Here is a 23,176-nt window from a genome sequence, read left to right on the forward strand (position 1 = left end):
CCTGACGTTCAAGCCTTGCCGTTGTTGCGATGCACACTGATGCGCGGTGACGCCGCGTCGTCACGCAACCGTCGCGCGACCAGCCGCCGGGCGACCGCAGCCGTGCTGCTTCAAGAATTCGTTATTGGAGGTAACGACGGCCGGCGCAAGTGCGTCGAGTAGAGAGCGGCAAGTCGTCGCGCTCACATTCGACCACACAAGGGATCATCACCATGACCACCAAGACCCGCCTCGGCCTTTCCGCCGCGCTGCTCTCGTTCAGCCTGGCGCTGGCGCCCGCCGCCTTCGCTCAGGACAAGATGGGCAAGGATGACGCGATGAAAAAGGAAGACTCGATGTCCAAGGATGCCATGAAGAAGGACGGTGGCATGATGAAGAAGGACGACGCCATGAAGAAGGACGGCGGCGCGATGATGAAGAAAGACGACGGCATGAAGAAGAACTGACTGCCGTCATCGCCCGCTGTCCGCAGGCCCGCCGCTGGCGGGCCTGGTTGCGCCTTAGCGCTTCTTCTTGCCGCGCTCCTTGCGTGCCGCGTAGCGGGCATCGCGCTTGGCCTTCTGCTCGGCGAGCAGCGCCTCCTCGCGGGCGGCTTCCTCTTCCTTCTCGCGCGCAATGCGGGCGGCCTCGGCGGCGGCGGCCTCTTCCTCGCGGCGCTTCTGCTCGGCCTTTTCGGCCTCGCGGGCTTCCTTGGCCTTGGTGCGGCGTTCGGCGATCGCCGCGCGCTCCTCGGCACGTGCCTTCACAGCGGGATCGTCAGCTCCCGGCTGGGCGCGAAACTTGTTGAGGAGGTTTTGCCGCGCCTGCAGGGCCGCTTTCTGGCGGTCGGCAAAACCCGGTTCCTTGAAGCCACTCATAGAGGAAGCCTTGCTGCTTTCTGTTCGGGTGATGGATGGGGTTGGTTCGGCGTTTCAATAAGTGAATGGCGACGAAATTGCCAGTGGTGAACGGAGGGCTGTGGAGCAAGGGAGATATGAGCCAGCGTCAAGCAGCCATCGTTCGCCCCGCGGGCGCGTGGTGAGTGGCTGGTCACCAAGGGCTGTTGAACAAGGGCTGTTGAAAAGTTCAGCCGCGCTGGAGGTGCTCGCGTCGTCCGTTACCCAGGACTTTGGCGACCGTCTCGGCGGTCATCGCGCTCCGGTCCGAGGCGCGCTGGGCTTCCAGCCTGTCGCGGCAGCAGGCAGCGGCTGATCAGCCTCCTGATCGTCGACAGCCTCCGAGAGCAACTGCCTGTAACGCTGATAGTCGTACGTCGTTGCTTCTTGTTCGCTCATCGGCACGCCCCGCACACGCGCTCCACTTCAGCGAGTAGTCTTTCGCGAGTCGCCCCTGGCGCGCAACGGAATTGCGGTGCCAACGGCCGCGGCCGTGCATTTCGTTGTGCGACTGTTGCAGAATTGATCGCACGCAACCGTGCAAAGGGTCATGATGCGGATCGTGGCAACCGGGAACCGAAGCGGGCATGAGCGAATCCGACGACGGAGGCAGCAGAAGGGGCGCGCTGATCGGACTGCTGGTCGCAGCGGTCATGCTCGCGGTCGGCCTCTGGCTCGCGCATGACCTGACGGCGGCGAGCAAGATGCAGGACTGCCTGATGTCGGGCCGGACCAACTGTAATGTGATCGAGCCGGCGCGCTAACCCCGTCTTGCGGCAGTGCAATATCGATCCCACATCAAACCCAAAGACTCGGGCTGAACTGTTTGATCCCGGTTGTGATTCCGATCACACGCGGACAGGCGGGCTGCCTCGTCTCCTGGAGATCGGCGGGAACCAAGGCCATGATGTCCAAGCTGTGGTCCGGAAAGGGCGCGGCGCTGGCTGCCGCAGGCGCGGCGGGTGCCGTTTTGGTGGCGTATCTATCCCTGACACTGGCGTCGCCCGAGCCGGTGTCCAATGCGGCGCTCGGGCCGGAATGGCAATGCAGCCGGGTTGCTTTCGTGCTGACCACCTGCACCAGGGGGACCGAGGCGGAACGCGAGGCTGAGGCCAAGCCGGAAGGCGAGGTCAAGGCGATCCCGGTGCGGGCGAAGGACGATTGTCCGCCAGAACTCTAGCGGCCGTATTTCAAGTCATTTCTTGGTGGTACTGCGCGGCTTGATCGACAGGCCGAGGCGCATCGCCATCTTCTTGATCCGCTCCGGCGAGCGGCCGGTCGCCTTCACGACCTCCTCCAGCGACTTCGAGGAGCGTGCCAGTTCCATCAGTCGTCGGTCCTCCTTGAACGACCACCGCGGCTTTCGGGCCATCTTGTTGGTTTCCTTGTGCATTGCTGGGCAACAAAGCCGCCAGGCGGGGTCGCCTGACGGCCTTGCCGGTGTGGGCCCGGACCTTGGGGAAATGTCCGGTGGATAAGCAATACTGCTTCCGAATAAGGCCGCAATTGAAACCGGAATTTAACCTAACCCATCAAGGTTACTTGCAACATTACTCGGATACGGCGTGGCAGGAGGCCTTATGCGCAAGGTCGCCATTTTGAGTGCCGCAGCATTTTTACTGTCCGGTTGCTGGTCCGACCCGGAGGTTACGGGATCGACCAACAGCTGTGCGGCTAATCTTTACAGTCAGTACAATCCCAAGGTCATGGATCAGTGCGTCAACGCCTGCATCAAATGTGACCGCGGCAACGTTACGACCTGCACGACCTCCTGCACGCTGAAGGGCGCGCGGTAATCGATCCGCGCGTCCGATGCCAGCGGGCCTCGTGGCGTCACGCCACCGAGCCGCCTTGCGTGGCGCGATGATCGCCTTTATCGCGTCTGGCAGCGGCGCCGTCGGCGCGCGGGACACTGAGAGCGTGGAACAGGGCGCGATGAGCGGGCTTTCCTATGTCGCGGTCGACTGGGGCACCAGCAGCTTCCGGCTCTGGCTGACGGGCGCCGGTGGCAAGGTGCTCGGTGAGCGCCGCAGCGATGAAGGCATGACCGCGGCAGCCAGGACCGGCTTTGCGGCCGTGCTGCAATCGCATCTCGATGCGCTGGGTGTGCCGGCCGACCTGCCGGTCGTGATCTGCGGCATGGCGGGCGCGCGGCAGGGCTGGGTCGAGGCCGGCTATATCGATACGCCGGCGCATCTGTCGGACATCCTCAAGGGCGCTGTCGTGGTCAGCGGGCAGACGCGCGAGATCCGTATCCTGCCTGGAATTGCGCAGCGTGATGCCGCCGCGCCGGACGTCATGCGCGGCGAGGAGACCCAGCTGCTGGGGGCGCTCGGCTTGAATGCACCGGGCGAGGCGCTCGTCTGTATGCCGGGAACGCATTCCAAATGGGTGAGGGGCCGCGGCGGAACGGTCGAACGCTTTGCGACCTTCATGACCGGAGAGCTGTTCAGCGCGGTCGCGCGCGACACCATCCTGTCGCACGCCGTCGCCGGCGCCGAGGAAGCGGTTGACGGCGATGCGTTCCGCGCGGCGGTCGCGGCGGCATTCGCGGCGCCGGCGCTAGCGGCCAATCTGCTGTTTCGCGTGCGATCGCGGCAGCTGCTGTTCGGCGGCAACGCACAGGCCGCGCGCGAGACGATCTCGGGCACGTTGATCGGCGTCGAACTCGCAGCGGGCCTTGCGGAGCGGGAGCAGGGAGCGCCGGTTACGCTGATTGCCTCGGGCCGGTTGCAGCGGCTCTATCAGATGGCGCTCGAAGCCCTTTCGATTCCGCTCAATGTCATGGATGCGGAGGAGGCGGTTCGCCGTGGCCTCGCCGGCGCAGCGGCGGCGATCTGGAAGAAGTGAGGGATCAACGCATGAGTATTCCGTTTCCGCCGATGAAGCGGCCGCTGGTCGCGATCCTGCGCGGCGTCAAGCCGGACGAGGTGCTGGGCATCGTCAGCGCGCTGCTCGACGCCGGCATGACCGCGATCGAGATTCCGCTGAACTCGCCCGAGCCGTTCCGCTCGATCGAGATCGCGGCGAAGCGCGCGCCGGCCGATGTTCTGATCGGCGCCGGCACGGTGCTGACTGCAGCCGACGTCGATCGCCTGCACGACGTCGGCGGCCGCCTCATGGTGTCGCCGAATGTCGATGTCGAGGTGCTGGCGCGTGCAAGAGACCACGCGATGATCACGATGCCCGGCGTGTTCTCGCCGACGGAAGCGCTGCTCGCCGCGCGCGCGGGGGCATCGAGCCTGAAATTCTTTCCGGCCAGCGTGCTCGGCGCCGCCGGCATCACCGCGATCCGCGCCGTGCTGCCGCCGGACGTGATGATCGCCGCGGTCGGCGGCGTCTCGGACCAGAATTTCGCCGAGTATGTGAAGGCAGGCATTCGCGCCTTCGGTCTCGGCAGCAGCCTTTACAAGCCGGGCATGACGGCCGCGGATATTGCGGTCAGGGCAAGGCTGACGATCGAGGCCTATGACAAGGCCGTGCAGGGTACCGGCTAGGCTCGGCGCAAGCGCGCTAATCGTCCCGCCTGCCGCCGTCGATCACCCTGAACAGCGGGGCCGCCTCGCGGGGATTCTCAAGCAGCTCTTCGACCATGGCGATCGCGGCCGCGACGTATTTCCCGGTCGCGGCGTCCAGCGGCCGTTCGGCTTCGTCTGACAGCGCGAGCCTTGCGCCTTCGAGCAGCTTGCGGGTGCGGACGGCGGACTCGTCGCCCGCGGTGAGGGCGGCGCGCGCGATCGATCGCAGCACGAACAGTTCGCCCTCCAGCCGCAGCAGGCGGTCGTTCAGCTTGCTCAGGACGGTGTTCAGGTTCCGCATGACGCGCTCTCCGGGCATTGGACCCGTCTTCCATACACGGTCATTCCTGACGAAATTCTTGTGGCGACCACGCACCATCTGGTTGGTCGAATGGCATCTCGGATCTCCTCATGTTCCCGGTGGCCCGGGCATTGCCATTTGACGAAGGCATCAATGGCCCTAATAGAATGGCCGCGGTCCGGCGCCGCCCGGGAGGCGCGTCGGCTTCACCCCATCGCAACGAGGGAATTGATATGAGGATTGCCGTCGAAACGACCGTTGCCGCGCCGATCGCGGATGTCTGGCGCGCCTATACGACGCCTGACGACATCAAGCAGTGGAACGCGGCTTCCGACGATTGGCACACGACCGCCGCGACCGTCGACCTGCGCACCGGCGGCGCCTTCTCGTCGCGAATGGAAGCAAAGGACGGCAGCATGGGGTTCGATTTCGCCGGCACCTACACCAGGGTCGAGGAGCCCCGGCTGCTCGAATATTCGTTCGGCGATCGCAGCGCGCAGGTCGCATTCACGCCGGAGACCGGCGGCGTCAAGGTGCAGGTCAGCTTCGACAGCGAGGATACTCATTCGGTCGAGCAGCAACGCGGCGGTTGGCAGGCGATCCTGGATAACTTCAAACGTTACGTCGAAGCCAAGCGGCGGTCCTGATCCGGCGATCGGAGGGCGGCGTGACGTTGAAGCGACCGCGCGCGGCGATGCCGGCGAGCATTCGCCGCGAGCTCGATGCGACTGGACCGATGCAGGCGTTCAAGGCGCGCCCGCCGTATCAGCGCAACGACTATCTGCACTTGATCGGCCGCAGCGTGCGAACTGCAACACAGCGCAAGCGGATCGACCAGATGCTGGCGGAATTGAAGGCCGGTGGGGTGTATATGGGAATGGCGCATCGGCCGAGCAAACCAAAGTGAGACTCTCGCGGCGTGACCGAGCGCGCTGTGCGTTCGCATCGCTCGCGTGATGTTTTGGTCGTGCGAATCCTCATCGAACAAAAAGGACGATCTGGGAATCGTCCATCGCGGTCCTGAAAAATATCGACGACCGATGCGCGCACTCACAATCCTCTAGAGAAACATTCTTGGATTAAGAAATTGCGAAGCGCGCTGCCGGAGCTCACGGCAAGTGGAACCTGCAATCGCACGAACGGAAAGCGATCAGTCCCTCAATCGCCGCCGGAACTTTGTTCACGCACGGAGAACTACGGAATCGTTTCGTGCGCTGAATGATAAAGACGCGAGTGATTTCACGGCACACGGCGAACATCGAAAAAGAAAGGCCTCAGCGCGTGGGCCACGCTGAGGCCAAGTAGACACTTTGGTCGTGAGGCACCGTCGCCGGCGCCTCGATGCCTAACCTATCTTTGTTTCTGTGTTTCCAAATGGCCCATTTGGGCCATGCCGCGTGATAGCCAATTTGGGACATGCGCCGCTGGCACAAAGTGTGCAGACTTGGAGCTGTCAGGATTTTGCATCACCTTCCTGGGGCTAGGGCCAGCGCCGTCCGCATCTATTTCAAGCGGACGGCGTTGTGCATTCCGGCGGCCGCGCCGGCCATCGCCTAGCTGCGCTCAGGGTCAGCGGTCCACCGGCCGAATCTCGAGGTTCTCGATTTTCAGGGGCGGCGTTGAGGGGACGTTCCGCTCGTTCAACGGATGCAGCGTGATCGGCGTATTCGTGCCGCCGGCGAGAACGTTGACGCCGGCGCCGTCGGCATGGGCGTAGCCGCCGGCGAGATCGTCGCTTCCAAGCCACGGCACGGGCGCCATCACCTTCCAGGTCATGGCGACTTCTTGATCTCCGATCAAAACGCCGAGGTTGCGGATGGCCGCGACATAACGCCTGTCCGGCGTGCTATCGACGTGCAGCACGCAATTGAGGTTGGTCACCGGACCCACCACGAACCCGGTATCGGGTCCGCCACGACACTCAAGCGTTCCGGCCTGCACCTGCTGCGCATTGGCGGCTGCGAGCGGCGCAGCGAGAACCGCCGCACCACACAGAGCAGAGGCGATCGGACGGCTTGTCACACGCATGGTGCTGGACAACGCGGATCGGCGCGCAATCGGCCCATGACCCCGCGTGCGGCCTTCGCTTGTGGTTAAGAGAGCCTTAGAGATTGGTTTGATTGCTGCCGACGGTCGACGTTCGCGAGCGACCGGCCAGGAGGACGACGATCAACCAGCGGCGATCCTTTTCATCGCCGTGCCGGCTGACACCTCGATGGTGGAGCTATCGACGTCGAACGAGCGTGCTTGATTTCCAGGCAGGAGAGGCCGCGGGCGAAGCAAGGGAATGGTCCCGGCACTGACGCCGGACCGTTCGGATCATGGCGGTGAGCCCGTCCCGAAAAATTACGCCGCCGGGCTCGAAATGCATTGTCCCGGCGGCGCCTGTTCCAATCTGGGCCCGCAATCCCAGTCATGTTTGTGTCTGCAAAACCGGCGCCAAGGTTCGAGCGCCCCCGTAATCATACGGGGACTGGGCGTCCCGCGATGGATTGGTGTTGGCTGCTTGTGCGCTGGCAAAGGTCCGATTGTCTGGGGTGATCCAAGCCGCGGCGCGAGAACGGCTGATCGCCACCGATGCTCCGCCCGGTCAGATATGATGCTCGAGCTTGCGCATCTCCTGCAGGCGAGCCAGGCAGAAATCCCGATACAATTCGTTGATGAAATCCCACATGACCGAAGCCCCTTGGTCCAATCCCAGGGACACTACGCCGGGTTTGTTTCCGGCCGGCTTCGCGGCTTGCGAAAAATGGTTTCATTGAGGGGGAGTAGGGTGGCGATCCCGGCAGGATTCGAACCTGCAACCCGCGGAGTAGAAATCCGCTACTCTATCCAGTTGAGCTACGGGACCGTGGCGGCCTTGTAGCACCGCCAATATGAAAAATCCGCCTTTCCGCCAAGTCCGTCCGAACCGATTTTTGTGGTCGAACGACAAAGGCGAGCAGGGCGCCCGCCCTGCGTTGGCCTGTCCAGCCTGCCGAGCCGCACGACGCTGCCGCCGGGGTGGTCAAAGGAATGTCGGCAATGCGATCTGCGACGTTTTCGTCCGTTCATGTCCGCGCCTTCACTCCGTCACCTTTTCGCGCACTTTTGGCCCCAACGCGGCGTTCGACCGCGGGGCGTTCAGGAGCTCCATCATGATCGGATTGGTTCGTGCCGCCACGATATGCGCCACGCTGCTGCTCGCCCTGGTGGGCGCCCAGGCCGCGGACAAGGCCTTCAAGCGCGACGATCTCGCCGATTCCGCGATCAAGTTGGAAGCCCAGATCAAGAACGAGGCCGGCGCGGTCAACAAGTCGGCCGCGACTCTGCGCACCGACGCCGACGCCGCCTTCAAGCGCAATGATTTCCGCGGCGGGCTGCAGATCCTCGGCCAGATCGCGGCGACCACGCCAGAGGACGGCGCCAACTGGCTGCGCCTCGCCAGGACGATCTTCCAGATCCGGTCGGCGAGCTCAAGCGAACAGACGTTCCTGATGGAGCGCGCTTCCACTGCCGCCTACATCGCCTATCAGCGCGCCGGCAATGCGGGCGAGGAGGCTGACGCGCTGGCCGTGCTCGGCAAAGCGCTTGCCGAACGCAAGCTGTGGCGCCCCGCGCTGGACAGCTTGCGGCTGTCGCTCGACATGCGCGAGGTCGCCGATGTCCGCGGCCAGTACGAGAAGATGCGCGACGAGCACGGTTTCCGGCTGCTCGATTATACCGTCGATTCCGACGCCGCCTCGCCGCGGGCCTGCTTCCAGTTCTCGGAGGAACTCGCCAAGCGCGTCGACTTCGCGCCGTATCTCGCGCTCGCCGGCACCGACAAGCCGGCCTTGTCGGCGGAGGGCCAGCAGCTCTGCGTCGACGGGCTCAAGCATGGCGAGCGCTACAACATCAATCTGCGCGCCGGCCTGCCGTCGACTGTCAAGGAGACCCTGCCGAAATCGGCCGAGTTCAACATCTATGTCCGCGACCGCAAGCCGTTCGTGCGGTTCACCGGGCGGGCCTATGTGCTGCCGCGGACCGGACAGCGCGGTATCCCGGTGGTCAGCGTCAACACGCCGGCGGTCAAGGTCGACGTCTTCCGGATCGGCGACCGCAACCTGATCAACACGGTGATCGACAGCGACTTCCAGAGCACGCTGAGCCGCTATCAGCTCTCCGATCTCGGCGACCAGCGCGGCGTCAAGGTGTGGTCCGGCGAGCTTGCGACAGCGACCACGCTGAACCAGGACGTCGTCACGGCGTTTCCGGTCGACCAGGCGCTCGGCGACCTGCAACCCGGTGTCTATGTCATGACCGCCGCCGCCAAGGGGCCGGGCACCGACGACGACGGCACGCTGGCGACGCAATGGTTCATCGTCTCGGACATGGGCCTGTCGGCCTTTTCCGGCAATGACGGTATCCACGTCTTCGTCAACTCGCTGGCTTCGACCGAACCGGTCGCCAACGCCGACGTGAAGCTGGTCGCCCGCAACAATGAGATCCTGGCCACGCGCAAGACCGATGCCGCAGGCCACGTGCTGTTCGAGCAAGGCCTGGCCCGCGGCGAGGGCGGGTTGTCGCCGGCGCTGCTGACTGTCATGGGCGAGAAGGCCGACTACGCCTTCCTGAGCCTGAAAACCAATGCGTTCGACCTCACCGACCGCGGCGTCGCGGGCCGGGCGATCCCGGCCGGCGCGGACGCCTTCGTCTACGCCGAGCGTGGTGTCTACCGCTCCAACGAGACCGTCTATCTGACCGCCCTGCTGCGCGACGGGCAGGGCAACGCCCTGACCGGGACGCCGCTGACCATGGTGATCGAGCGCCCCGACGGCGTCGAATTCCGCCGCGCCGTGCTGCCCGACCAGGGCGCCGGCGGCCGGATGCTGGCGGTGGCGCTCAATTCGGCGGTGTCGACCGGCACCTGGCGCGCCCGTGTCTTTACCGACCCGAAGGGCTCGTCGGTCGGCGAGACCACCTTCATGGTCGAGGATTACATTCCCGAACGGGTCGAATTCGATCTGACCAGCAAGGAGAAGGTGATCAAAGCTGAAGTTCCAGTGGAGCTTCAGGTCTCCGGCCATTTCCTCTACGGCGCGCCGGCCTCGGGCCTGCAGCTCGAGGGCGACATGCTGGTAGCGCCCGCGGCGAACGGCCGGCCCGGTTATGCCGGCTATCAGTTCGGCGTCGACGACGAGCAGACCGCGAGCAACGAGCGGACCCCGATCGAGGACCTGCCGGAGGCCGATGCCAACGGCGCGGCGACCTTTCCGGTGAAGCTCGAGAAGGTGCCGACCTCGACGCGGCCACAGGAGGCCCAGATCTACATCCGCATGGCGGAGACCGGCGGCCGCTCGGTGGAACGCAAGATCGTGCTGCCGGTGGCGCCTAGCGCCTCGCTGATCGGCGTCAAGCCGCTGTTCGGCGACAAGAGCGTTACCGAGGGCGACAAGGCCGAGTTCGACGTCGTGTTCGTCGCGCCCGACGGCAAGCAGCTGCCGCGCAACGGGCTGCGCTACGAGCTGTTGAAGCTGGAGTCGCGTTACCAGTGGTACCGGCAGAATTCGTCCTGGCAGTATGAGCCGGTCAAGTCGACCCGCCGCGTCGCCGATGGCGACGTCAACCTCGCGGCCGACAAGCCGATGCGCCTGGCCTTCCAGCCGCAGCCCGGCCGCTACCGGCTCGACGTGAAATCGACCGACGCCGACGGCCCCGTCACCTCGGTGCAGTTCGACGTCGGCTGGTATTCCGACGGCAGCGCCGACACGCCCGATCTATTGGAAACCTCGATCGACAAGCCGGAATATGCCTCGGGCGACACGATGACCGTGTCGGTCAATGCGCGCACGTCAGGCAAGCTGACGGTCTATGTGCTTGGCGACCGCCTGCTGACCACCCAAAGCGTCGACGTCACGGAGGGCACCCGGCAGGTCAAGATCCCCGTCGGCAAGGACTGGGGCACCGGCGCGTATGTCATGACGACGTTGCGCCGTCCGCTCGATGCCGCCGCCGGGCGCATGCCCGGCCGCGCGATCGGACTGAAATGGTTCGGCATCGACAAGAAAGCGCGCACGCTTGCCGTCGAACTGTCGCCGCCCGCGTTGGTGCGGCCGGGCTCGACACTGAAGATCCCGGTCAAGCTCGGCGGGCTCAATCCCGGCGAGGATGCCAAGGTGGTGCTCGCCGCGGTCGATGTCGGCATTCTCAATTTGACCAATTACAAGCCGCCGGCGCCGGACGACTACTACCTTGGCCAGCGCCGCCTGACCGCCGAGATCCGCGACCTCTACGGCCAGCTGATCGACGGCATGCAAGGTACCCGCGGCCAGATCCGCAGCGGCGGCGACTCTGCCGGCGCCGAGCTGCAGGGCTCGCCGCCAACGCAGAAGCCGCTCGCGCTCTATTCCGGCATCCTCACGGTCGGGCCTGACGGGACGGCCGAGGTGAGCTTTGATATCCCGGAATTTGCCGGCACCGCGCGGGTGATGGCGGTGGCGTGGAGCGCAACCAAGGTCGGCCGCGCCAATGTCGACGTGATCGTGCGCGATCCCGTGGTGGTGACCGCGACCTTGCCGCGCTTCCTGCTGACCGGTGACAAGGGCACCATCAGCATGGATATCGACAATGTCGAAGGTGCCGCCGGCAACTATGCCATCAGCGTCAAGGCGAGCGGCCCGATCAAGGCTTCCGGCAATTCGACCACGACGGTGAAGCTCGCCGCCAAGCAGCGCTCCTCGCTGTCGCTGGGCCTCGAGGCCGGCGGCGCCGGACGTGCCGAGTTCGACGTCGACATCTCCGGGCCGAACGGGCTGACGCTGGCGCGGCATTATGCGCTCGACGTCAAGCCGGCGACCCAGGTTCTGGCGCGCCGTTCGATCCGCACGCTGGCGAAGGGCGAAAGCCTGACGCTGACCTCGGACATGTTCTCCGATCTTGTGCCGGGTACCGGCAGCGTTTCGGTCTCGGCGAGCCTGTCGACCGCGCTCGATGCCGCGAGCATTCTGAAGGCGCTCGACCGCTACCCGTATGGCTGCTCCGAGCAGATCACGAGCCGCGCGTTGCCGTTGCTCTATGTCAATGATCTCGCCGCCGGTGCCCATCTTGCGATGGACACCGCGGTCGACCAGCGCATCCGCGACGCGATCGAGCGGCTCCTCGCTCGACAGGGGTCCAACGGCTCGTTTGGCCTGTGGTCGGCGGGCGGCGACGACGCCTGGCTCGATGCCTACGTCACAGACTTCCTGACCCGGGCCCGCGAAAAGGGCTTTGCGGTGCCGGACGTGCTGTTCAAGAACGCGCTCGACCGCGTCAGGAACTCGGTGGTCAATGCCAACGAGCCGGAGAAGGACGGCGGCCGCGATCTGGCCTACGGCCTCTATGTGCTCGCGCGCAACGGCGCGGCGCCGATCGGTGATCTGCGCTATCTCGCCGACACCAAGCTGAACAATCTGGCGACCCCGATCTCCAAGGCCCAGCTTGCGGCGGCGCTGGCGCTGGTCGGCGACAAGGCGAGGGCCGAGCGGGTCTATGGTGCCGCGCTCGATGCGCTGAACCCGAAACCCGTGATCGAGTTCGGCCGGGTCGACTACGGCTCGGCGCTGCGCGATGCTGCTGCGCTGGTCTCGCTCGCTGGCGAAGGCAATGCACCGCGCACCACGCTGACCCAAGCCGTGCTGCGGGTCGAGGCGGCGCGGGGACTGTCGCCCTACACCTCGACGCAGGAAAATGCGTGGATGGTGCTGGCGGCGCGGGCGCTCGCCAAGGAGACGCTGGCGCTCGACATCAACGGCCAGCCGGTCAAGACCGCGGTCTATCGCAGCTACAAGGCCGAGGAGATGACCGGCCAGCCGCTCAGGATCACCAATACCGGCGATGCGCCGGTGCAGGCGGTGATCTCGGTGTCGGGCTCGCCGGTCACGCCGGAGCCGGCGGCCTCCAACGGCTTCAAGATCGAGCGCAGCTATTTCACGCTCGACGGCAAGCCGGCCGATGTCACCAAGGCGAAACAGAATGACCGCTTCGCGGTTGTCCTGAAGGTGACGGAAGCCAAACCGGAGTTCGGTCACATCATGGTGGCCGACTATCTGCCGGCCGGGCTCGAGATCGACAACCCGAACTTGGTGTCATCGGGGGATTCCGGCACGCTCGCGTGGATCGAGGACGGCGTCGAGCCGAAGAACACCGAGTTCCGCGATGACCGCTTCACGGCGGCGATCGATCGGGGCGCCAACGACAAAGCGGTGTTTACGGTCGCCTATGTCGTGCGCGCGGTGTCGCCGGGCAAATATGTGCTGCCGCAGGCCTATGTCGAGGACATGTACAATCCCTCGCGCTATGGCCGCAGCGGAACCGGTGCGGTTGAGGTGAAGCCGGCGAAATGAACAAGGACGCGCGGCGCAAACTCTTCTCGTCATGGCCGGGCTTGACCCGGCCATTCATAGGCGCGTCCATGCGAACGAAGGATGTGGATGCCCGGGTCAAGCCCGGGCATAGCAGCGGGCGGCTGGCGCTCCGCGTCGCGGCCGCAATGGCCGTCGTCCTTATTGCGATCACCGGCGCCTTCGCCGCCTGGATCGTTTCGCTCGGGCCGTTGCCGCTCGACAAGGCGCAGCAGGTCTCGACCACGGTGATCGATCGCAACGGCAAGCTGCTCCGCGCCTATGCGATGACGGACGGGCGCTGGCGGCTGCCGGTCGATGCGAAGACGTCAGTCGATCCCACCTATCTGAAGCTCTTGTTCGCCTATGAGGACAAGCGCTTCTATGAGCATCACGGCATCGATCCGCTGGCGCTGTCGCGCGCCGCATTCCAGCTTCTCACCAGCGGTCATATCGTCTCGGGCGGTTCGACGATCACGATGCAGCTGGCGCGGCTGATCGAGCCGCGCCACCAGCGCTCGGTCTACGCAAAGCTGCGGCAGATGGTGCGGGCGGTCGAACTGGAGCGGCAGCTCTCGAAGGACCAGATCCTCGATCTCTATCTTGCGCTGGCGCCGTTCGGCGGCAATCTCGAGGGCATCCGTGCCGCCTCGATCGCCTATTTCGGCAAGGAGCCGAAGCGGCTGTCGCTCGCCGAAGCCGCGCTGCTGGTGGCGCTGCCGCAATCGCCGGAGCGGCGGCGGCTCGATCGTTACCCGGACGCCGCCCACGCCGCCCGCGACCGCGTGCTTGAGCGCATGGTCGAGGATGGCGTGGTGTCGAAGGACGATGCCGCGCAGGCCACGGCGACGGCGGTGCCGAAGATGCGCAAGCAGATTCCGATCCTGGCGCCGCATTCGTCCGATCAGGCGATCGCGACGATGAAGGATGCGCCCGTCATCAAGCTGACGCTCGACGCCGCGCTACAACGGAACCTGGAGGCGCTGGCGCGCGACCGCGCCATCGCGCAGGGGCCTGACGTCTCGGTTGCGATCGTCGTGGTCGACAATGAGACGGGCGACGTGCTCGCGCGCGTCGGCTCGGCGGATTATTTCGATGAGCGGCGGGCCGGGCAGGTCGACATGACGCGCGCGGTGCGCTCGCCGGGCTCGACCTTGAAGCCGTTCATCTATGGCCTTGCCTTCGAGGATGGCTTTGTCCATCCCGACAGCCTGATCGAGGACCGGCCGATCCGCTTCGGCACCTACGCGCCGGAAAATTTCGACATGACGTTCCAGGGCACGGTGCCGATCCGCAAGGCGCTGCAATTGTCGCTCAACGTGCCGGCGATCGCGCTGCTCGACCGGGTCGGTGCCAGCCGGCTGTCGTCGCGGCTGAAGCAGGCCGGCACCAGTCTCGTGCTGCCGAAGGACGAGGCGCCGGGCCTTGCGATGGGTCTTGGCGGTGTCGGCATCACGTTGCAGGATCTCGCTCAGCTCTATTCCGGCCTGGCACGGCTCGGCGCGACTAAACCGTTGCGCGAGATCATGCAGGAGAATGACAGCCGCGACACGATGCGGCTGATGGATCAGGCTGCGGCCTGGCAGGTCGGCAACGTCCTGCTCGGCACGCCGCCGCCGGAGAACGGCGTGCACAACCGGATCGCGTTCAAGACCGGCACTAGCTATGGCTATCGCGATGCCTGGTCGGTCGGCTTCGACGGCCGCGTCACGATCGGCGTCTGGGTCGGCCGTCCCGACGGCGCGCCGGTGCCGGGTCTGGTGGGCCGCACCGCCGCGGCGCCGATCCTGTTCGACGCCTTTGCACGCACCGGCAAAATCCCGGCGGCATTGCCGAAGCCGCCACGCGGCGTGCTGGTCGCATCCAACGCGAAACTGCCGCCGCCGCTGCGCCGCTTCCGGCCGCTCGGCGAACTGGTCCGTAGCGGCAACGACCAGGCTCCGCACATCCAGTTTCCGCTGAACGGCTCGCGCATCGATGTCGATCAATCCGAGGGCGGCCGCAATGCCGCGCTGCCGGTCAAGGTTGCCGGCGGGGTGCTGCCGCTGACGGTCCTCGTGAATGGTGTCTCAGCCGGGGACATCGACAGCCGGCGCCAGCGCCTGATCGAGCCGCCCGGGCCGGGCTTTGCGCGGCTCACCGTGATCGACGCCACGGGGGCCGCGGATACCGTTGTGATCCGCGTGCAATGATCGCACGGGAAAGCGGAGCGGCACGGCCGGAAAGCGGAACAGCACGGTTGTTTGCGCTGCGGTTTCATCGTATGCGAAACCCATGGTGGATGGCCTCCAACCCCGGCGCTTCGGAGCAGGGCAACAGTTTGTAAAACCTGCGCATTCGAGCCGCAGGCTGTTCATGGCGTTCGAGTTCGCAACGGCCAGCCAATGGCGTTCGATCCTGTTCCTGACGCTGACCTGCCTCGTGCTGTTCCTGCCGGGCTTCTTCACCATCCCGCCGATCGACCGTGACGAGGTCCGCTTTGCCCAGGCGACCAAGCAGATGGTCGAGAGTGGCGATTTCGTCGACATCCGCTTCCAGGACGACGTCCGTTACAAGAAACCGGTTGGCATCTACTGGATGCAGGCGGCTGCGCTGAAGACCGTCTCCGCGCTCGGGGTGCCGCGCGCCCAGGTCCGCATCTGGGTGTACCGCCTGCCGTCCCTGATCGGCGCCATCGGCGCCGTTTTGCTGACCTATTGGACGGCGCTGGCCTTCGTGACGCGGCAGGGGGCGTTGCTGGCCGCCCTGATGATGGCAAGCTGCGTGCTGCTCGGGGTCGAAGCGCGGCTCGCCAAGACCGACGCGATGCTGCTGCTGACCGTCACCGCGGCGATGGGCGCGATGGCGCGAGTCTATCTGTCGTGGCAGCGCGGCGAGGATCCCGCACACCCTTCATGGGGTCCGCCCGCGGTCTTCTGGACGGCACTGGCGGTCGGCATCCTGCTCAAGGGGCCGCTGATCCTGATGTTCGTCGGCCTTGCGATGGCGGGGCTTGCGATTCTCGATCGATCGGCGGCCTGGTTCTGGCGCATGCGCCCGGTCTGGGGGCTGATGTGGACCCTCGTGCTGGTGCTGCCGTGGTTCGTGCTGATCTTCCTGCGCGCCGGCGAGACCTTCTTTGCCGACTCGGTCGGCGGCGACATGCTGAGCAAGCTCGGTGCGCAGGAATCCCATGGCGCGCCGCCTGGACTCTATCTGCTGCTGTTCTGGATCACGTTCTGGCCCGGTGCGCCGCTCGCCGGCATGGCGGCGCCTGCGGTTTGGCGGGCGCGGCGCGAGCCCGGTGCGCAGTTCCTGCTGGCCTGGCTGATCCCGTCCTGGATCGTGTTCGAGGCCGTGCTGACCAAGCTGCCGCATTACGTGCTGCCGCTCTATCCGGCGATCGCGATCCTGACCGTCGGCGCGCTGGAGCGGCGCGTGCTGTCGCGCTCGCCGTGGCTCTTGCGGGGCGCCGCCTGGTGGTTCGCGATCCCCGCCTTCGGCGCGGTGCTGGTGATCGTCGGCGCCATCAAGGCGATCCATCAACCGGTGTTTCCGGCCTGGCCGTTGTTCGCCGTCGCGATGGTGTTCGGCCTGATCGCGTGGTGGTTGTTCGAGGACAGCCGCGCCGAGCGCTCGCTGCTCAATGCGGTGATTGCCGCGGCGCTGATGGCAGCCGGCACCTATGGTGTGGTGCTGCCGCGGCTTACCACCGTATTTCCGAGCCAGGAGGTCGCACGCGCCTTGCGCAACGTGACCTGCGTCGGCCCGAAGGCGGCAGCCGCCGGCTTCCACGAGCCGAGCCTCGTGTTCATGACCGATACCTCGACGCTGCTCACCGACGGATCGGGCGCCGCGGATTTCCTCGGGCAGGGCTCCTGCCGCTTCGCGCTGGTCGAACAGCGCTCGGAGCGCGCCTTCGTGCAGCGCGCCGAGGCGATTGGCCTGCGCTACAACGCGCCGGTGCGCGTCGAGGGCTACAACATCTCGCAGGGCAAGGCGGTCTCGATCGCGATCTTCCGTTCCGAAGGGACGGAATGACATGCCGGCGCCGCCAGCCATCCCGGATTCTGCCAATTATTTCGGACGATTGCTGACGCTGGTTTGGCTGTCCCTTGCCCAGCTCGTGCGGGCGCCGTCGCATTCGCGCCGCGCCGAGGCGGCGCGCCGCTCCGCGCGCCACGGACTTTTGCTCGTCGTCATCGTCGGCGCCGTGATCATCACGCTGATGTATGCGTTCGATGTCACCGAGATCAGTCTGATGCCGCCACGCGGCACGCCGGGTCTGTGGTGGGTGAAGACGCTCACCGATTTCGGCAAGGACGAGTATGTGCTGTGCGCGCTTGGCCTGCTGCTGATCGTGGTCGCGCTGGCGGCGCCTGCGCTGCGCGGCGTGCCGCGCGCCACCTTGCTTGGCTTCGGGACAAGGCTGCAATACCTGTTTCTGTCGGTCGTGCTCTCGGTCGCTGTCGGCGAATTGATCAAGTGGATCGTCGGCCGCGGGCGGCCCTTTGTCGGCGGCAAGGCCAATGCCTTCAACTTCCAGCATTTCGCCGGTACCGAGGCCTATTCGAGCTTTCCGTCGGGACATTCGATCACGGCGTTCGCGCTTGCCTTTGCGGTGTCCGCGGTGTGGCCGGGCGCGCGGTTCGCGATGCTGGTCTACGCGCTGGTCATCGCCGCGACCCGGCTCGTGCTGCTGGCGCATCATCCGAGCGACGTGGTGGCCGGCGCGCTGGTCGGGGTGATCGGCGCAATGGTCGTGCGCTACTGGTTCGCCGCCCGCCGCCTTGGTTTTGCCATTCATCGCGACGGCACCGTGGTGGCGCTGTCAGGACCGTCGGACGGGCGTCTCAAAAGGGTTGCGAGGAGCGCCTTCGCCCCATAAAAGCGGTCGCCCGACGGCCGGATCGGGCTGGTTCCATCGCCGACAACACCAACCACGAGTGCCGATTTGCCTGCTCCCGACCAGATGCCGGTCGCCGTTTCCATCGTCGTGCCCGTGCGCAACGAGGCGGACAATATCGCGCCGTTGATCGCCGAGATCGCGGCCGCGCTCGACGGACGCTGGGCCTACGAGATCGTCTACGTCAATGACGGCTCGACCGATGTCACCGGCGAGCGGCTGAGCGCGGTCATGGCCGGGCGGCGCAATCTCCGGCAGCTCCGCCACGCGGTCTCGTCGGGCCAGTCGGCGGCCGTGCGCAGCGGCGTGCGCGCCGCGCGCGGCGCGATCGTGGCGACGCTCGACGGTGACGGGCAGAACAATCCCGCCTTCCTGCCGGACCTGATCGCGGCGGTCGAAAGCGGCAACGGCCGCGTCGGCCTCGCCGCGGGCCAGCGCGTCGGGCGCAAGGACACCGGCTTCAAGAAGCTGCAATCGCGCATCGCCAACACGGTGCGCGGCATCATCCTGCGCGACGGCACCCGCGACACCGGATGCGGCCTGAAGGCGTTTCCGCGCGAGGTGTTTCTGGCGATGCCTTACTTCGACGGGCTGCATCGTTTTCTCCCGGCACTGGTCCGCCGCGAGGGGCTGGCGATTGCCTATGTCGACGTCGTCGATCGGCCGCGCCATTCCGGCGTGTCGAACTATGGATTTTTCGACCGGCTATGGATCGGGATCATGGATCTCGCCGGCGTGTGGTGGCTGATCCGCCGCAAGAAGCCGACGCCGGTCGTCACTGAAGTGGTCGCTGAAGTGCCCGGTGTCACTGGTGTGCCGGGCGTGACCGAGGTGAAGTGATGCTGATTCAGTACGGTCAGGCGCTGAGCGCCTATCTCTACGACGTGTTCATCGCCAAGTTCGACTTCTGGCTGGCGTTCGGACTGATCGCGCAACTGTTCTTCACCGCGCGCTTCCTCGTGCAGTGGATTTCCAGCGAGCGCGCCGGCCAGAGCGTGGTACCGATGGCGTTCTGGTTCTTTTCGATGGGCGGCGGCCTGATGACGCTGATCTACGGGCTTGCCAAGCGTGAGCCCGTCATCATCATCGGGCAGGGGCTGGCCACGCTGATCTACATCCGCAACATCATGCTGATCGTGAAGAACCGCGGCCGCGGGTCGAAGACGCTCGATAGCTGATTGCCGTCATCGTCGGAGCGGCGAGCGGTAGGCCTTGTTCGGGAATCTCGATAGATTCCAGCATCGGGCTCAGCCCGGCATCAATTGCGACCGAATCTGAACCAAGGTCAAACATTCGCCCCAAGCCGCATGGCATCTACGGCTTGCCGTGGGCGTGGCGGCATCTCGAGACCGTGCCCCAGGGGATGAGGGGCGTTGATGACCAGCCGTGACGAAGCGACGAAAGCGGGTGGTTATCTATCGAGCGTCCGCGATATTCCGTCGCTTGACGAGCCCCCGCTGACCGGCGAGCGCAAATTGCCTGACCGGCGCGCCGTCAGCCTCCGCTGGATGGCGGGGACGATTCTGATCGGATCCGCCGCCGTCGCTCTTCTTGCCGGCGCGCTTCGCGGGGCGTTTGGCGATCACGCGCGATTCGCAGCCGCGCCGGTCGTGTCACTTCCGCGCTTCGCAGGGCAGGTAGTTGACGAGGCGCGACGCGGCGATCGTCTCGACCGGAGGCTCGGCCCGCAGGGCAATTCCGCTGCGCTCAAGATTGAGCAGCTGAGCGATGCCGGCGCGGTCCGTCGATTTACCCGCGTGTCAGCGCGGCTCGCGGAGATCGATCTCGAGCCACACCAGGAAGCGCGGGGAGACGAAAAGGACGACGCGCGAGCGGGCTCGCAACGCGACCTGCTGTCGGAGCTGCCAGCCATCATACGGACAGGTCCAGCGCGGCGCCCACTGCCGGGCGGCACCAGCGCCTATGCTGACGGTGAAGACGTGCCGCGTCCGCCGGCTCCGATCGGCGAGGCTGTCAACGTCACCAACCTTCCGAAGTCGCCTACGTCGTCGCGTCACCGCCGACATGTCATTATCGCGAGAAGCGGCGACACGCTGGCCGCCATTCTGCGGGCGCTGGCGGCGGCCGCGGAGGACGCGCCGGCGATCCTGGCCGCTTTCCCGTCGCCTGGCGCTCTGGAGACGCTGTCCGGTGGCGAGAAAATCACGGTCATCGAACAAGGCGAAGACGCCGGTTCGCCGCGCGGCCATGTCGCGAAGGTGTCGATCGAACGCGCCGGCTCCGATGTGTCCGCCGTCGGTCGCACCGATGGCGGCCAATACCAGCCGATCGCGCCCGAACAGCCCGACATCGCCGCGCGCAGCGAGAGCCCGCTGCGTGAGTCGATCGATACGCATTCCATTCCGGGCGAAACACTGCGTGACGGCCTTGACGCGCTTGCGCGCTCCAACCACGTCGACCAGGGGATCGTTGCTGAACTGATGCGGCTCTGTGGCCGCGATTTCGATCTCGACGAGCCGCTCGGCGACGCCGATGTGGCCGAGATCATCTACGCGCCGAACGACATCGGTCAGCCGGAGTTGGTCTTCATCGATTTGACGGCGGGCGGACAGTCCCGCCGGTACTATCGCTTCACGGCGCCGGACGATGGCAGCTCCGATTTCTATGATGAGACCGGCCAGTCCATCACCAAATTCCTGTTGCGCAAGCCGGTCGTGACCGGCCGCCTTGGCGACGGCTTTGGTTGGCGGATTCATCCGATCCTTGGCGACCGCCGTTTCCATGAGGGCGTCGATTATGCGGCGCCCTATGGGTCGCCCATCGCGGCCGCGGGCGCCGGCGTCGTCGAGACCGAAGGGTACGAACGCGGGTACGGGAAATATATCCGCGTGCGGCACGACCGCGGTTATGAGACGACCTATGCCCACGTCGCAAGCTTCCCGCCCGGGCTGAAGATCGGAGACCGCGTTCGTCAGGGCGAGACGATCGCCTTTGTCGGATCGACCGGGCTCTCGACCGGACCGCACCTCTATTACGAGGTACGGATCAACGGCCGCAACGTCGATCCGCTTCGGATGAAGCTGTCGGGCGGCCGGCTGCTGCAAGGCGATCTGCTCGGGGCTTTCGATCGCCAGCGTGACAGCATCGACCAACTCGCTGCCATCTCCGCGCTTCCGCCGCGGCGTTTCGGCTCTAAACATCGGCCGCCGACATAGCGAGCGCAGATCGCATCACGCCATGCCGGCGCGGCGGGCCTTGCCGGGGTCAGGAGCCCGGAGAGCTCGAAGGCACGGGCGCCGCAACGTCGGTCGCTTCCATGGTGGTGCTCTCGCGATCGGCGGCGGTCTCGCCGGCGGCGTCGAGCACGGGATAGGCGACCGAGCAGATGTGCGAATGGATGCGGCGAAGGTCGCGCAGCACGTCGAGATGCAGCGAAGTGGTCTCGATGGTTTCGGGCCGGCCTTCGCGCAGGCGCTCCAGATGGCGCTCGACGGCGGCCAATTCGGCCGCGCGCAGCGCCGCCTTCTCGGTGAGCAGCTTGCGCGCCTCGTTGGCATCGCCCGACATGAACACGCCGAACGCGATCCGCAGCGAGTCGATCGTGCGCTTGTGGAACGCCGACAATTCCTCCGCGCCTTCGGTGGAGAATTGCAGGCGATGCTTGATCTTCTTGGTCGCGAGCTCGCTCAGGTTCTTGTCGATGATGTCGCCGATATGCTCGAGATTGATCGCGAACGCGACGATCTCCATCGCGCGCTGGCCCTCGCGCTCGTCCAGGCTGCCGCGGGTGAGTTTCGTGACGTAAAGCTTGATCGCCTCGTTCAGCCGGTCGACGGTGTTGTCCATCTTCGACACCTGGTCAACCAGGGCGCGATCGTTGGTCAGCATCGCCGCCATCACCTTGCGCAGCATGGCCTCGGTGTGATCGCCCATATGCAGCACCTCGCGCGCCGCATCGGCCAGCGCCAGTGAAGGCGTCTCCAGCGCACTCTCGTCGAGATAGCGCGGCCGTGATGGATCGGTCTCCTGCGCTCGCTTCGGCAGCAGACGCTCGAGCAGCCGCGCCATGTGGTCGAGCACGCCGATGAACAGCAGCGCGGTCGCAACGTTGAAGGCGATGTGGAACAGCGCAGTCGCCTTGGCGAGATCGGGTTGCCAGGCGTAGATGATCTCGGTGATCGGGCGCAGGAACGGCGCCACCAGCAGGATGCCGACGACGCGGTTGACGAGATTGCCGACCGGCAGCCGGTAGCTCGCCGGATTGTCGCGCCGCGCGCCCTCCAGTAGCGGATTGATGGCACTGCCGAGGTTGGCGCCGAGCACCAGCGCAAATGCGGCATAGGGCGAGATGAACTGGGAAAAGGCCAGCGACATCACCAGCAGCACGCTGGCGACACTGGAATGGACCAGCCAGGTGACGACGGCGCCGATCAGGATGCAGAGCACGGGATCGCCGGTGATCGCGCCCAGGAACACGCGCACGCCCGGAGCATTCTCGGCGGGCGCCATCGTATCGAGCAGGATGTGCAGCGCCAGAAGCATCAGGCCGAGGCCGATCGAGACGCGGCCGAGATCCTTGATCCGGGAGCGCGGCCCGCTGCGGAACGCAACGAGGCCGACGATGAACAGGACCGGCGCGATGGCGGCGACGTTGAACGACAGCACCTGCACGATCAGCGTGGTGCCGATATTGGCGCCGAGCATGATCGCGAGCGCCGGCACCAGGCTGACGATCTCTTCGGCGGCGAAGGAACTGGTGATCAGGGCAGTCGCGGTCGAACTCTGGAGCAGGGCGGTCAGGCCGAGGCCGGCGCCAAGGGCGGTAAAGCGATTGCGTAGCGCCCGGGCGAGCAGCAGCCGCAAATCCGGTCCGAAGGCGCGCAGAATCCCGCTATGGACCATGTGCAGGCCCCACAGCAGGAGCGCCACGCCCCCCATCAGATCGAGCAGAACAATGCTTCCCATGCTTCCTGGCATCCCGGCGAATTCGAGTCGAATGAACATAGGTATCGTCTATCGACTGGCGATCAACCCCTTTTTGTTCTCATGCGACCACGGCGGGAGCGACGCACGCTATCGAGTGAGGCGGCCTATCGGGTAGACGTCATTCGACCTGCAGCACATATCATTCAACTATTCAATCTTTGATTGATCAAAGCTCGTGTCTCCCGGCGAGGGCGCCCCCCGGTAAACGAATCTCGAACGCGACCGCTCAATTGCGATGGGTTCCGCTAGGCAGTTTCCAATCTTTCCCCGCTATGACGATAGGCCAGGAAGTTGCCCAGAAAGGCTTG

At 65.7% G+C, this 23,176-nt stretch carries 20 protein-coding genes and 1 tRNA gene; 15 read left to right on the forward strand and 6 right to left on the reverse strand.

The annotated features are described in order from the left end of the window. Window positions 1-212: 212 nt before the first annotated feature. On the forward strand, window positions 213-446 hold the full coding sequence (locus J2R80_RS27925) for a pentapeptide MXKDX repeat protein (protein ID WP_092083897.1): 234 nt from the start codon (window positions 213-215) through the stop codon (window positions 444-446). A gap of 54 nt (window positions 447-500) precedes the next feature. Here the strand turns inward: J2R80_RS27925 and J2R80_RS27930 are convergent, their stop codons facing one another. Next, window positions 501-857, reverse strand: a complete 357-nt coding sequence (locus J2R80_RS27930) for a DUF6481 family protein (protein WP_057016541.1) — start codon at window positions 855-857, stop codon at window positions 501-503. A gap of 605 nt (window positions 858-1,462) precedes the next feature. On the opposite strand from J2R80_RS27930, the gene J2R80_RS27935 reads away from it, so the two are divergent. Both J2R80_RS27935 and J2R80_RS27940 read left to right on the forward strand, forming a co-directional pair. Then, window positions 1,463-1,639, forward strand: coding sequence for a hypothetical protein (locus tag J2R80_RS27935; protein WP_162832424.1), 177 nt, complete (start codon window positions 1,463-1,465; stop codon window positions 1,637-1,639). A gap of 140 nt (window positions 1,640-1,779) precedes the next feature. Further along, complete coding sequence (locus tag J2R80_RS27940; protein WP_050384538.1) at window positions 1,780-2,055, forward strand: hypothetical protein; 276 nt, start codon at window positions 1,780-1,782, stop codon at window positions 2,053-2,055. Window positions 2,056-2,070: 15 nt separating this feature from the next. Here the strand turns inward: J2R80_RS27940 and J2R80_RS27945 are convergent, their stop codons facing one another. Next, entirely contained in the window at window positions 2,071-2,247 is a 177-nt protein-coding gene (locus tag J2R80_RS27945) for a hypothetical protein (protein ID WP_166205288.1), read from the reverse strand. A gap of 208 nt (window positions 2,248-2,455) precedes the next feature. Here J2R80_RS27945 and J2R80_RS27950 point away from each other — a divergent pair, with 208 nt between their 5' ends. The 3 genes from J2R80_RS27950 to J2R80_RS27960 all read left to right on the forward strand — a co-directional run bounded on the left by J2R80_RS27950 (window position 2,456) and on the right by J2R80_RS27960 (window position 4,372). Beyond that, window positions 2,456-2,671, forward strand: coding sequence for a hypothetical protein (locus J2R80_RS27950; protein WP_026192800.1), 216 nt, complete (start codon window positions 2,456-2,458; stop codon window positions 2,669-2,671). A 139-nt stretch (window positions 2,672-2,810) separates the two neighbouring features. Beyond that, a complete protein-coding gene (locus J2R80_RS27955; protein ID WP_253641040.1) occupies window positions 2,811-3,725 on the forward strand; it encodes a 2-dehydro-3-deoxygalactonokinase in 915 nt (304 codons plus the stop codon). Between the two features lie 11 nt (window positions 3,726-3,736). Then, complete coding sequence (locus tag J2R80_RS27960) at window positions 3,737-4,372, forward strand: 2-dehydro-3-deoxy-6-phosphogalactonate aldolase (protein ID WP_253639782.1); 636 nt, start codon at window positions 3,737-3,739, stop codon at window positions 4,370-4,372. Between the two features lie 16 nt (window positions 4,373-4,388). Here the strand turns inward: J2R80_RS27960 and J2R80_RS27965 are convergent, their stop codons facing one another. Then, on the reverse strand, window positions 4,389-4,694 hold the full coding sequence (locus J2R80_RS27965) for a hypothetical protein (protein ID WP_057016599.1): 306 nt from the start codon (window positions 4,692-4,694) through the stop codon (window positions 4,389-4,391). A 233-nt stretch (window positions 4,695-4,927) separates the two neighbouring features. Between J2R80_RS27965 and J2R80_RS27970 the strand changes: the two genes are divergently transcribed. Both J2R80_RS27970 and J2R80_RS27975 read left to right on the forward strand, forming a co-directional pair. Then, complete coding sequence (locus J2R80_RS27970; RefSeq protein WP_016842508.1) at window positions 4,928-5,341, forward strand: SRPBCC family protein; 414 nt, start codon at window positions 4,928-4,930, stop codon at window positions 5,339-5,341. Between the two features lie 20 nt (window positions 5,342-5,361). Then, entirely contained in the window at window positions 5,362-5,601 is a 240-nt protein-coding gene (locus tag J2R80_RS27975; protein ID WP_141340607.1) for a YdeI/OmpD-associated family protein, read from the forward strand. Between the two features lie 662 nt (window positions 5,602-6,263). Here the strand turns inward: J2R80_RS27975 and J2R80_RS27980 are convergent. Both J2R80_RS27980 and J2R80_RS27985 read right to left on the reverse strand, forming a co-directional pair. After that, window positions 6,264-6,722 (reverse strand): DUF992 domain-containing protein, encoded by a 459-nt coding sequence (locus tag J2R80_RS27980; protein WP_141340606.1) that lies wholly within the window; start codon window positions 6,720-6,722, stop codon window positions 6,264-6,266. Between the two features lie 746 nt (window positions 6,723-7,468). Then, a tRNA-Arg gene (locus J2R80_RS27985) sits at window positions 7,469-7,545 on the reverse strand. Window positions 7,546-7,831: 286 nt separating this feature from the next. Here J2R80_RS27985 and J2R80_RS27990 point away from each other — a divergent pair. The 7 genes from J2R80_RS27990 (at window position 7,832) to J2R80_RS28020 (ending at window position 21,097) form a co-directional block, all read left to right on the forward strand. After that, complete coding sequence (locus J2R80_RS27990; RefSeq protein ID WP_253639784.1) at window positions 7,832-13,039, forward strand: alpha-2-macroglobulin; 5,208 nt, start codon at window positions 7,832-7,834, stop codon at window positions 13,037-13,039. A gap of 68 nt (window positions 13,040-13,107) precedes the next feature. Then, window positions 13,108-15,228, forward strand: coding sequence for a penicillin-binding protein 1C (gene pbpC / locus J2R80_RS27995; protein ID WP_253639785.1), 2,121 nt, complete (start codon window positions 13,108-13,110; stop codon window positions 15,226-15,228). Window positions 15,229-15,310: 82 nt separating this feature from the next. Beyond that, window positions 15,311-17,056: an ArnT family glycosyltransferase gene (locus J2R80_RS28000; RefSeq protein ID WP_375162611.1), complete on the forward strand. Its 1,746-nt coding sequence runs from the start codon at window positions 15,311-15,313 to the stop codon at window positions 17,054-17,056. 1 nt (window position 17,057) lies between these two features. Then, a complete protein-coding gene (locus tag J2R80_RS28005) occupies window positions 17,058-17,903 on the forward strand; it encodes a phosphatase PAP2 family protein (protein WP_253590195.1) in 846 nt (281 codons plus the stop codon). Window positions 17,904-17,987: 84 nt separating this feature from the next. Beyond that, the gene (locus tag J2R80_RS28010) at window positions 17,988-18,761 is read left to right on the forward strand and encodes a glycosyltransferase family 2 protein (RefSeq protein ID WP_253641041.1); all 774 of its coding nucleotides are present in this window, start codon (window positions 17,988-17,990) and stop codon (window positions 18,759-18,761) included. Beyond that, on the forward strand, window positions 18,761-19,099 hold the full coding sequence (locus J2R80_RS28015; protein ID WP_016845896.1) for a lipid-A-disaccharide synthase N-terminal domain-containing protein: 339 nt from the start codon (window positions 18,761-18,763) through the stop codon (window positions 19,097-19,099). The genes J2R80_RS28010 and J2R80_RS28015 overlap by 1 nt, the downstream gene beginning before the upstream one ends. A 198-nt stretch (window positions 19,100-19,297) precedes the next feature. Beyond that, entirely contained in the window at window positions 19,298-21,097 is a 1,800-nt protein-coding gene (locus J2R80_RS28020) for a M23 family metallopeptidase (protein ID WP_253639786.1), read from the forward strand. Window positions 21,098-21,146: 49 nt separating this feature from the next. On the opposite strand, the gene J2R80_RS28025 is transcribed toward J2R80_RS28020, so the two are convergent. After that, entirely contained in the window at window positions 21,147-22,847 is a 1,701-nt protein-coding gene (locus J2R80_RS28025; protein WP_057016602.1) for a Na/Pi cotransporter family protein, read from the reverse strand. Window positions 22,848-23,176: the final 329 nt, after the last annotated feature.

Source organism: Bradyrhizobium sp. USDA 4541, from assembly GCF_024171085.1.
In the GTDB taxonomy this organism is placed as follows: Bacteria; Pseudomonadota; Alphaproteobacteria; order Rhizobiales; family Xanthobacteraceae; genus Bradyrhizobium; species Bradyrhizobium australafricanum.

What these genes read in the sequence shown, in the direction of transcription:
- J2R80_RS27925 (WP_092083897.1), top strand. Translation starts at nt 213, where the DNA reads ATGACCACCAAGACCCGCCTCGGCCTTTCCGCCGCGCTGCTCTCGTTC.
- J2R80_RS27930 (WP_057016541.1), bottom strand. Translation starts at nt 857, where the DNA reads ATGAGTGGCTTCAAGGAACCGGGTTTTGCCGACCGCCAGAAAGCGGCC.
- J2R80_RS27935 (WP_162832424.1), top strand. Translation starts at nt 1,463, where the DNA reads ATGAGCGAATCCGACGACGGAGGCAGCAGAAGGGGCGCGCTGATCGGA.
- J2R80_RS27940 (WP_050384538.1), top strand. Translation starts at nt 1,780, where the DNA reads ATGATGTCCAAGCTGTGGTCCGGAAAGGGCGCGGCGCTGGCTGCCGCA.
- J2R80_RS27945 (WP_166205288.1), bottom strand. Translation starts at nt 2,247, where the DNA reads ATGGCCCGAAAGCCGCGGTGGTCGTTCAAGGAGGACCGACGACTGATG.
- J2R80_RS27950 (WP_026192800.1), top strand. Translation starts at nt 2,456, where the DNA reads ATGCGCAAGGTCGCCATTTTGAGTGCCGCAGCATTTTTACTGTCCGGT.
- J2R80_RS27955 (WP_253641040.1), top strand. Translation starts at nt 2,811, where the DNA reads ATGAGCGGGCTTTCCTATGTCGCGGTCGACTGGGGCACCAGCAGCTTC.
- J2R80_RS27960 (WP_253639782.1), top strand. Translation starts at nt 3,737, where the DNA reads ATGAGTATTCCGTTTCCGCCGATGAAGCGGCCGCTGGTCGCGATCCTG.
- J2R80_RS27965 (WP_057016599.1), bottom strand. Translation starts at nt 4,694, where the DNA reads ATGCGGAACCTGAACACCGTCCTGAGCAAGCTGAACGACCGCCTGCTG.
- J2R80_RS27970 (WP_016842508.1), top strand. Translation starts at nt 4,928, where the DNA reads ATGAGGATTGCCGTCGAAACGACCGTTGCCGCGCCGATCGCGGATGTC.
- J2R80_RS27980 (WP_141340606.1), bottom strand. Translation starts at nt 6,722, where the DNA reads ATGCGTGTGACAAGCCGTCCGATCGCCTCTGCTCTGTGTGGTGCGGCG.
- J2R80_RS27990 (WP_253639784.1), top strand. Translation starts at nt 7,832, where the DNA reads ATGATCGGATTGGTTCGTGCCGCCACGATATGCGCCACGCTGCTGCTC.
- pbpC (WP_253639785.1), top strand. Translation starts at nt 13,108, where the DNA reads ATGCGAACGAAGGATGTGGATGCCCGGGTCAAGCCCGGGCATAGCAGC.
- J2R80_RS28000 (WP_375162611.1), top strand. Translation starts at nt 15,311, where the DNA reads ATGGTGGATGGCCTCCAACCCCGGCGCTTCGGAGCAGGGCAACAGTTT.
- J2R80_RS28005 (WP_253590195.1), top strand. Translation starts at nt 17,058, where the DNA reads ATGCCGGCGCCGCCAGCCATCCCGGATTCTGCCAATTATTTCGGACGA.
- J2R80_RS28010 (WP_253641041.1), top strand. Translation starts at nt 17,988, where the DNA reads ATGCCGGTCGCCGTTTCCATCGTCGTGCCCGTGCGCAACGAGGCGGAC.
- J2R80_RS28015 (WP_016845896.1), top strand. Translation starts at nt 18,761, where the DNA reads ATGCTGATTCAGTACGGTCAGGCGCTGAGCGCCTATCTCTACGACGTG.
- J2R80_RS28020 (WP_253639786.1), top strand. Translation starts at nt 19,298, where the DNA reads ATGACCAGCCGTGACGAAGCGACGAAAGCGGGTGGTTATCTATCGAGC.
- J2R80_RS28025 (WP_057016602.1), bottom strand. Translation starts at nt 22,847, where the DNA reads ATGGGAAGCATTGTTCTGCTCGATCTGATGGGGGGCGTGGCGCTCCTG.